Source organism: Candidatus Aminicenantes bacterium (genome assembly GCA_026393795.1).
GTDB lineage: Bacteria > Acidobacteriota > Aminicenantia > UBA2199 > UBA2199 > UBA2199.
This window is the reverse complement of the sequence record JAPKZL010000178.1, coordinates 1-5802: the sequence shown is the minus strand read 5'-3', so window position 1 is coordinate 5802 and position 5802 is coordinate 1. Positions and strand designations below refer to the sequence as shown.

Sequence of the window (5802 nt, the reverse complement as noted above, 5' to 3'; positions counted from 1 at the left end):
CAGGTCCAGTTCATGGATGACCTTGGTGGGCGACCCCACTTTCTTTTTCAGGCTGATGCTCCCGTCGTCCTTGAAAAACGCGGCCCCGGTGGAGTCGTAACCGCGGTATTCGAGCTTCTTGAGCAAAAACGAGCCGACCTGACCCAGGCGGGGATTGTGTTTCCCGTAAACAATGCCGACGACACCGCACATGTTTTCTCCTTAAAAAGACCGCTTATTCCTTTTCCTGGGAAACGTCTTTAAACGCCACACACTCGACGATTTTCCTGGCCAGAGCATAATCAGAAGAAAATCTGACCGCAATCTTGTAGTTTTCAATCTCAAAACTTTCCTCTTTTAATAACATGTCGGCAAACATAGTGCTCTTTTCAAGCCTTTCAACCAACTCTTGGTTCTGCGAAAGAATTATCTTTTTTGCTCCAACGCCGGAAACAACGGTAAAAGGTATTATTGAATATTTTCCCTGTCCGTCTGCCGCGGGCAGAGTCCTAAGCTGGGCGATCAATTCCGCCTGCTTGGCATCCAGTTTGATCATTCTCGCCTTGGCGTCGGGAATGGCTGAATCGATCGTCAGATTCACCCAGTCGAGCAGCCGATGCCTGACCGCAGTTAGTTCTTTTGCCTCAGCGATGACCTTGATCCCTCCCGTTGCCTTCAGCGCCTTGGCCAGCCCCGATATTTCCTTTAGATAGACTGCACGCTGAGATTCTGGAATATAATACATGATGACCAGGTGAACCGGTTTTCCGTCTGAAGACTTGTAATCGATACCTTTGGGCGTCCACCCCACCGCGCACAGGAGATCGCCATCCTGTTCCACCGTGACATGCGGGCAAGCCACGCCCATGCCGATGCCTGTGTTCGCCGAATCTTCCCTTTCCCTGACCTTTTCAACAATGGCCGTCGACTTGCCGATATCGGGAACCGCCTCGAGAATCAGGGCCAGGTATTCAAGCGCCTTCTCTTTATCGTTGTCGGGGAGCTCGATCAGTCTTCCTTCCTGAATGGCATTCAGAAAACTTCTCATGATTATTCACCCCCGAATTTTTTATTGAACCAGGTTTTCATCAAATGAGTAATAACGCTGTAGCTGACGAGGAAAGCCGCAATCCATACCCAAAAGACCAGCGGCAGCGGAACAAAACCGAGCGTGGCGGCCAATGGTGAATAGGGCAAAAAAACGGCAACCCCCATCACCGCCATCGTCGTCATGATCATATAGGCGCTGGCCCGACTTTGGATAAAAGGAATCCGATTCGTCCGGATAATATGGACGATCAGGGTCTGGGACAGCAGGGATTCCACAAACCAGCCTGTATGAAAAAGGCTTTCGTAATAGACTTTCATCCCGGCGCTCGCCCCCGAGAGCTTGTAACCGATGCAGCCAAAAAAATAGAGCATAAGAAAAAAAGTCGCATAGTCAAAGATCGAACTCATCGGCCCGATAAAAAGCATGAACTTCTTGATCCTGGCGATGTCCCAGTGCCGGGGCTTGGAGAGGTATTCCTCGTCCACCTTGTCGGTAGGAATTCCGGTCTGGGAAATATCGTAAAGAAAGTTATTCACCAGGATCTGAATCGGAGCCATCGGCAGAAAGGGCAGAAAATAGCTGCCGCCGACGACGCTGAACATATTGCCGAAGTTGGAGCTCGCCCCCATTTTTATGTATTTGACAATATTTCCGAAAATTTTCCTTCCTTCGATAATGCCGTCTTCAAGAACCATCAGGCTTTTCTCGAGCAGGACAATATCGGCGCTCTCCTTGGCGACATCAACGGCGCTATCGACCGAAATTCCCACATCAGCCGCCTTCATTGCTGGCGCATCGTTTATTCCATCCCCCATGAAACCGACAACATGGCCGTTTCTTCTGAGTTGCGTGATGATCTGCTCTTTCTGGGCCGGGGAAAGGCCGGCAAAAACATTCGCCTCTTCCACGACTTTGGCGAATTCAGCCTGATCCATCTCTTGAAGACCTTTCCCGAGAACGACCTTGGCGATCGGAATTCCCACATCGGCGCAGACCTTTCTCGTCACCAGATCATTATCGCCGGTCAGAATCTTGATTTTGACCCCGGACGCTCCGAGGGCCTTTATGGCTTTGGCCGAGGAATCCTTCGGGGGATCGAAAAAGGCAATATAGCCAAGCAGAATCATATGCGATTCATCGGCGGCTGAAAACACCTCTTTTGTCCTTTCAAACTCGCGGTAGGCGATCGCCAGAACCCGATAACCATCAGCGCTCAGCCTCCGGTATTCGTCATGCAGGTCGCTTTTTACCATATCGATCATTTCATAGATATCATCATCGATCTGGTATTGGTCGCAAGCGCTGTAGATTTCTTCGACTGCCCCCTTGCATATCAGGACATGGGTTTCCTCGTAATCGATGATGACCGACATCCTCTTTCTCTGAAAATCGAATGGGATCTCATCTATTTTGCGGCAGCTCCTCTCCACATCCAGTTCCTGATGCGCCAGCACCGCCCGGTCCAGGAGGTTGCGAAGCCCGGTCTGATAAAAACTGTTCATGTAAGCGTAGCGCAGCACATCATCGCTGGTTTTGTTGGCGACATCGACATGTTTCTCAAGCACCACCCTGTCTTGGGTAAGTGTTCCCGTTTTATCCGTGCAGAGCACATCGATCGCCCCCAGGTTCTGGATGGCGTTCAACCTTTTGACGATGACCTTTTTCCTGGACATCGCCATCGCGCCTTTTGAAAGACAGACGGCCATGATCATGGGCAGCATCTCCGGTGTCAGACCGACCGCGACCGAAAGTCCGAATACCAATGCTTGCACCCACCGACCCTTGGTCAGACCGACGATAAAGAAGGTCAACGAGACCATGACGATCATGAACCGGACCATCAGCCAAACGAACTTCTTGACACCCAGGTCAAAACTCGTGACGCCCTTCGCTTCAGCCAGTTTCGCCGAAATCGCCCCCAGGAAAGTATTGAGTCCCGTGTTGACCACCACCGCCCTGGCCGTGCCGCTGATCACGTTGCTGCCCTGGAAACAGGCGTTGGTATAGCGGAATATCTCGTCTTTCTGATCTCCGTTGTTTTGCGAACTTTTTTCAATGGGCATGGATTCGCCGGTAAGGGCGGACTGCGATACGAAGAAGTCCTTTGCAGACAGTATTCTTAGATCGGCGGGAATAATGGCTCCGGCGGCAAGAACGACGATATCACCGGGGACCACGTCACTGACGGGGATGCTCTTTTCCTTACCCTCTCGTACGACTTGAGTGGTAATATGAATCAGCTTTTTTAAATTGTCTACCGCCTTCCCCGACCTTCTTTCCTGGAAAAAGGCAAGGGCGACGCTCAAAAGGATCATTCCCCCGACAACGGCAGCGGATCGGGTATCGCCCATGAAATAACAGACGATGCCGATAACCAGGAGCTGGATAACGAGTGGATTTTTAAACCTGGAGAGGAGATCGAGCAGAGGCCCGAGCTTGGCCGAAGAGGCAAGGGTGTTTTTGCCGAATTCGTTGATCCTTTCCCTGACCACATCTGCGCTCAAGCCGAGAGCGGATGTGCCGAGATTGACCAAAGCCTCCGCCTCGGTGCAGGAGCAGGCGGCAATCAACTTCTTTTCAGCCTCAAGATTTTTTGAAAGGGAGTTACTTCCTTTTTTTTTGTCCAGCAACCCCAACCACTTCTTGATTTTCACATTGCCCCATACTTAAGCTACTATTTTTGACCCGTGATTCCCGTGAAATCGGTTTTTTATTGTAGCACAGAGTGGACGAGAGAAAAACTCGTTTTGAAAGGCGAAAAGATTTTTAATAAAAAAAGGGCGGCGTCGCCGCCGCCCCGAAAATCGAAATCCGAACCGAAGTTACTTTTTCTCTTCGGTTGCTTTCTTCTGGCACTCGCCCTTGGCCTGGGCGTGTTTTCCCATGCAGCCCTTGCCTTCCATGTGCTTGACGCCCATCATCATGCAGCACCCCATGCCGCCCTTCATGCAGGCGCCCATCTCGGGAAGCTTGGCTTTCTGCTCGTCGGTGAGCAGCGCTTTAACGGCCTCGCAGTGGGCCTGGCATTTTTTCTGCATCTCGGCCATGGCCGCAGCCATCACGGCCTGATGTTCGGCGTGCAGTTTTTCCAGCTTTACCTTCTGCTCGTCGCTGAGGTTGGGGATTGCTTTCAGCATCATGCAGCCTTCGCCCTTCATCTTCTCGCAGCCTTCGGCTTTATCCTTCTTCTCACAGCCTTCGGCCTTCATCTTCTTTTCGCAGCCGGCCTTTTCCTGGCAGCCATCGGCAGCCTGCAACGGCAGAACCACGACCATGGCCACGAAAAGGCCCAAGCGAGTGCAGGATGAAAAATTTTTCGATCGCGGTCTGCAGCCGGGAAATTTCGTTCAAGGCGATATCCAACTCGGCGCCGGTCACGGCTTTGCTTTTCAGCAGCAGGAACAGTTCGCGCCTTTTCAAGCGCAGCTGCTCCTGCAGCGGTTGCGCCTGGGCCAGGACCTGCCGGCGCTCGTTTTCCATGAGACGGGCTTGATTGGAATCCAGGCCGAGGCCGCGCCGCATCGGACCGGCATGCCAGCCGAATTGCGCTTGGCCCTTTCCCGGCGAATAGCCGGAGACATTTTTGGGCCAGAACCAGTGCAGTAAAAAGCCGATGTTGATTCCCAGCGAGACCACCAGCAGAACGATCCAGATCCTTTTCTTCACTGGAGTTCTCCCTGCAGCAGGCGCTCATAAACCGCCCCGAACGAGTCGGCGGGCAGGTCGGCGAAAACGTCCAGGTTCATCGTCTGCTTGAAAACCGCGTCAGCAGTCTCGGCGGCCGCCGGGGCATCCAGGCGATTGCCCAGGGAAAGGCCGACCCAAGCCGAAAAAACCATGATCAGCAGCATGGCCGCACGCAGTAGCGCCGGTCTGAATGAGGAGGGCGAGAAGGTGAAATATCTCTTTTGGCCATGGGGGTTGTTTATCTTATCCCGGATAACGGCATAAAAGCCCGGAGAAGGCCGCGGCGGGGCCTGCGTTGTTTTCATCAAGCCCAGAAGCCAAACCTGGCCTTTTTGCCAGTCGCGGCAGGCCGGACAAACATCCAGGTGGGCTTGCAGCCGCTCGCTGACGGCCGTTTGCAGCCGGGAGTCCAGGGCCAACGAAATGTTTTTTCTTGCCTTTTTACAACGCATTTTCATGTCCACTCCTTTAGACAAACCCCGCATAAAAAACTTGCGCTCACAATTCACCTTTTTTTTTCAGCGGCCGCAACATAGCGGCCAGGTTCTGCCGGGCCCTGAAAAGCAGTGTTTCGACCGCTGAGATAGAAACCTCCATGAGGCCTGCGATCTCTTCGTAGGATTTCCCCTCGAAATTGGCCAGGATGAGGGCCATCTTCTGCCGGGCCGGCAAAGTATCCATGGCCTTGTCCAGAAGGTTTTGCCGCTCCTGGGCGATGATCTCCGAGCCAGCCGAATTGGTTTCAGCCGCAAAGTCGCCAAGCAGGGGCAACGGCTCAGGCACGATTTTTTTCTTTTGCCGGTAATTCAGGCAAGTGTTGACCGCCAAACGGTAGAGCCAGGTGGCAAATGCGGATCGCCCCTTGAATGTCCGGGCATGCTGCCAGACCTTGAGGAAAATTTCCTGGGCCAGCTCCTCGGCGTCCTGGCGGTCGCGGGCATAGCGGTAGGCCATGCCGAACACCTTGTCCTGGTAGCGCTTGACCAGATCGGAAAAAGCCCCCTGGTCGCCGGCCGCTGTCAGGGCAAGCACTTCCAGATCGGACATTTCCGCGATCATTATTTCTGCTCCATTAGCGGCCAGCA

At 53.1% G+C, this 5802-nt stretch carries 7 protein-coding genes; all 7 read right to left on the bottom strand.

The genetic code is table 11. The annotated features are described in order from the left end of the window. A partial coding sequence (locus NTW95_08440) for a glutamine--fructose-6-phosphate transaminase (isomerizing) (protein MCX6557438.1) occupies positions 1–192 on the bottom strand: 192 nt, incomplete at its 3' end. 22 nt (positions 193–214) lie between these two features. Beyond that, positions 215–1027, bottom strand: coding sequence for a PTS sugar transporter subunit IIA (locus NTW95_08435; protein MCX6557437.1), 813 nt, complete (start codon positions 1025–1027; stop codon positions 215–217). A 2-nt stretch (positions 1028–1029) separates the two neighbouring features. Beyond that, positions 1030–3684 carry a magnesium-translocating P-type ATPase gene (mgtA, locus tag NTW95_08430; protein ID MCX6557436.1) on the bottom strand — a complete coding sequence of 885 codons (2655 nt, stop codon included), beginning with the start codon at positions 3682–3684 and terminating at the stop codon, positions 1030–1032. A 168-nt stretch (positions 3685–3852) separates the two neighbouring features. Beyond that, the gene (locus NTW95_08425; GenBank protein MCX6557435.1) at positions 3853–4239 is read right to left on the bottom strand and encodes a hypothetical protein; all 387 of its coding nucleotides are present in this window, start codon (positions 4237–4239) and stop codon (positions 3853–3855) included. Next, positions 4220–4696 (bottom strand): hypothetical protein, encoded by a 477-nt coding sequence (locus NTW95_08420; GenBank protein MCX6557434.1) that lies wholly within the window; start codon positions 4694–4696, stop codon positions 4220–4222. Before NTW95_08420 ends, NTW95_08425 begins: the two co-directional genes overlap by 20 nt. Beyond that, positions 4693–5175: a zf-HC2 domain-containing protein gene (locus NTW95_08415; protein ID MCX6557433.1), complete on the bottom strand. Its 483-nt coding sequence runs from the start codon at positions 5173–5175 to the stop codon at positions 4693–4695. Before NTW95_08415 ends, NTW95_08420 begins: the two co-directional genes overlap by 4 nt. Before the next feature lie 40 nt (positions 5176–5215). Then, on the bottom strand, positions 5216–5802 hold a 587-nt coding region (locus NTW95_08410), incomplete at its 5' end, for a sigma-70 family RNA polymerase sigma factor (GenBank protein MCX6557432.1).